Raw genomic sequence first — 3,312 nt, 5'->3', positions numbered from 1 at the left:
CCTGGAAGACCTCGGCGCTCCGATTCGCGAGGCCGACGACCTCGACGGCGCAGCCGCAGCCGTCATCCTGCACGGCACCCGCACCGCCTCAGCCCTGCCCGTCCTGGACCAGGAACGACTGCGCACCCTGCCGAGCCGAGCCCTGGAACACCTCGGCCAACTCCGCAAAGCCGACCGATGGCAGGACACGGACGACGTCGAAGACACACTCGACCGGATCGCCCAGGCCGCCGAGACACGCTCGGCCGGTACGACGGTGGCCCCTTTCGGCTGGGTGCACTCCGAGTTCCACCCCACCAGCCTCCACATCGGCCGACACGGCTGGCGGCTGCTGGACTTCGCCCGCGCCTTCACCGGTCCCGGCCTGCTTGACCTCGCCAGTTGGCACGGCACCCTCGACACCCCCGATCCCGTACGCCTGCGGGTCTTCCTGGACACCTACGTCACCGAAGGCGGCACCCCCGATGCCCTCGCCGAACGCGGCGGACTGCCTGCCGAGAAGTGGGCTTTGGGCTGGCACCGCATGTGGGCCGTCGAGTGGTTCATGGAGCAGTCGATCCGCTGGATCAACGACCCGGCCACCGACCCCGCGTACATCAAGGCCGTACGCCGCCATCTCACTGACGTCCTCCACCTGCTGGAGGTCTAGGTGCTCGCGGCACAGGCTTCTCCCTGGTACGTCCACGCGTTGCAACGCACCACGGCTGCTCCCGCGGAGCCGCTGGCCGTGCCCGACCGGATGGAATGGACCACCCGGCCCGGCCGCGGGCCCGGCGCCGAGATCCTCGGCCCGGACCTGCGCCACAAGCGACTGCTCGAACTCGGCTGCGGCCCCGGCCACAACGCCGCCCACCTCGCCACCCGCTACGGCGCCCACGTCACTGGCGTCGACCTCGTCGGCCTCCAGGTCCGCCGAGCCCGCTCGCACTACGGTCGGCTGAACAACCTGACCTTCGTCGCTGGCCACGCCCTGCACTACCTGCAAGCCTCCGACGAGCAGTTCGACGCCGTCTACTCGGTCTTCGGGGCCATCGGGCTCGTAGCCCCAGAGTTGCTGCTCCCGGCCATCGCCCAGCACCTCAACCCCGGGCGCACTCTCGCCTTCTCGGTCCCCCACCCCCAGCGCAGCGGCCTACGCCCCGCCACCGACGACCGACCCCGCCGCGACTACGTCACCCTCCCCGACCGCAGCCAACTACCCATCGCCCGCTGGGACTTCGACACCAACCGCTGGGAGAAACACCTCGACCGCGCCGGGCTCTGGCTCACCTCGGCCGAGGAGTTCCATGACGCGCGCCACGGAGGCCGCTGGCCCACCACTCTCCTCATCACCGCGCGCAAGCTCTGACCCCACCCCGGCTCCCCAGGGAGAAACCGATGCGCCCGCCCTACCTCCTGCTCGACGTCGACGGCGTCCTCATACCTTTTCCGGACGCCGAAGGGGCCAGTCCGGCAACCCACAACCGGCACGAGGTCGTGCCCGCTGACCGGAGCGCTGACGACCCGGTCACCATCTGGCTCAACCCAGCGCATGGCCCCTTGCTCATGCAGGTGATCCGGACTGGCCTGGTCACCCCCGTCTGGTGCACCAGCTGGCGCCACGACGCCAGTACTCTGATCGGACCGCTCCTCGGCCTCCCACCCCTGCCGTTCGTCGACCTCCCGCGCCCGCAGATCACCACCAGCCACCCCAACGGGTACCTGTGGAAACGCGACCACGTCGACACCTGGCTCGGCGACGCGCCCGTCATCTGGATCGACGACGACTTCACCAACCTCGACCACGAATGGGCGACGGAGCGCAGCAGATGTGGCCAGGCGACCACGCTTGTCCAACCTGATCCCCATGTCGGGCTATTGGCCGAGCACATGGCCGACCTCCTGGCATGGGCAGCAAGGATGCCCATCGCGCGGGCCACGGCTCCAATCAAAGCAGCATAGGAAGGGACGTCGTAGGGACCAACCCTGCGGGCGCAGGGACCACAGGCGGCACGGCCGCCTCACGGTGGCCGACTGCGCACTACCCCTGTTGGCGCGGGGACCGCGCCAACGTGGGACTCTCCGCAGCCTCGTACCGGGAACTACCCCACCTGGCACGGGGTGAGCCGGTCGGGGCAGCCTCTCGCAGCATTGCCGTCCGCCGATGCGGGCAGTGATCCGGTGTTTGAGTCGATCATCGTGGCTGATGCGGAGTGGCTCCGCCGAGGCTCAATCGCAACGGAGGCGTACGCCGGGTCATGGAGAATCGCCGCGCTTCCGCGTGAGACCAGGATCTGGTGGGCCGCGGCGTTTCAACAGGTCGGCGTGTTTCTTCGGTTCGCCGCAGTTACTCAGATGTTCTGTGGTGGCGAGCCGTCTGGGGCGTGGTGGTGGAGGGTTTGCCAGCGGTGTTCGAAGGTGTGGTGGTGTTTGTTGATGTCGTGTGGGTGGATGGGTTGGTTGTACTGGGCGGTGATGCCGTGTTGTGCGAGGTCTTTGGCGACGTGGTCGGGGGCTGGGTGGTCGTCGATGGCTCGGTGTTGGGCCCAGATGGTGTAGATCCGGAATTGTAGGAAGTAGCGGGCCAGTGTCTTTGGTCTGATGGGCTGGTTGTTGCGGTCGAGGATCCCCTGGGTGGCGAGATACGCCGACAGTTCGGTCGCGTCTGGCTCTGTCATGTGTTGTTGCTGGAGGTTGTGCCAGGCCAGGTAGTAGCGGTCGACGGGAGTGAGGCTGCGTGGAGGCGATGTCGTCTTTTTGGCGGGCGTCGACTCGGCGGGCGGAATCCCCCTGTTGGGTTCCTTGTCCTGGCCGGGATGTGGGGCCTGCGCATGTCGCGGGGGAGGCACGGCGTCTGCGGAACGTCCGGGGAGGGGTGTTTCAGCGGCTCCCGGGTCTGGGGGAGCGGAGTTGAACGTTGCTTCGTCCGGGACGGTGTGCGGGGCAGGCGTTTCCTCGTCCCACGCCCACGCCCACGCCCATTCCCGTTCCTCGTCCGAGTGGGGATCCTCCTGCGGGTCGTGTCCGGGGTCGTAGTCGTCTTCGTGGGCGGCTTCTTGCAGCAGGGTGTCGGACCACAGGTTTGCGTCCGGTCCCGGGTGTTGAGTGTGTTCCGGCTGCTTGGGGGGCTCGTTGTCATCAAGGTCTGGATGGTGTTCGCCGGCAGGTGTCGTGTCGTTGTGTACGGCTGGTGCCGCCTCGGGGGGTCGGCTGCGCGCGGCCGTGTCGGTCGGCTCCAACTGCGGGGCGGGCGGCAGCAGTACGGGCTCGATGCCCGCCGCCGCCAGGCCCGAGGGGGCCGTCTCCGCGAGCGGGACGCCGTAGCGCGCCAGG

The 3,312-nt window shown here is 68.6% G+C and carries 3 protein-coding genes and 1 pseudogene; 3 read left to right on the top strand and 1 reads right to left on the bottom strand.

Translation table 11 applies throughout. The features are described from left to right. The 3 genes from SSP08S_RS54425 to SSP08S_RS54415 form a co-directional block, all read left to right on the top strand. Window positions 1–649, top strand: a 649-nt coding sequence (locus SSP08S_RS54425) for a phosphotransferase family protein (RefSeq protein WP_019076033.1), incomplete at its 5' end; no start/stop codon positions are given. Further along, window positions 650–1,348, top strand: coding sequence for a class I SAM-dependent methyltransferase (locus SSP08S_RS54420; protein WP_019076032.1), 699 nt, complete (start codon window positions 650–652; stop codon window positions 1,346–1,348). 29 nt (window positions 1,349–1,377) lie between these two features. Continuing rightward, window positions 1,378–1,941: an HAD domain-containing protein gene (locus tag SSP08S_RS54415; protein WP_019076031.1), complete on the top strand. Its 564-nt coding sequence runs from the start codon at window positions 1,378–1,380 to the stop codon at window positions 1,939–1,941. Window positions 1,942–2,330: 389 nt separating this feature from the next. Here the strand turns inward: SSP08S_RS54415 and SSP08S_RS62430 are convergent. Next, window positions 2,331–3,312, bottom strand: a pseudogene (locus tag SSP08S_RS62430) (hypothetical protein); the annotation flags it as partial.

This window comes from Streptomyces hokutonensis, assembly GCF_000376565.1.
In the GTDB taxonomy this organism is placed as follows: Bacteria; Actinomycetota; Actinomycetes; order Streptomycetales; family Streptomycetaceae; genus Streptomyces; species Streptomyces hokutonensis.
The sequence above is the reverse complement of the archived record's forward strand: the minus strand, read 5'-3'. Positions and strand labels throughout refer to the sequence as shown.

Excerpts from the sequence above, each read along its gene's own strand:
- SSP08S_RS54415 (WP_019076031.1), top strand. The coding sequence starts at position 1,378 with ATGCGCCCGCCCTACCTCCTGCTCGACGTCGACGGCGTCCTCATACCT.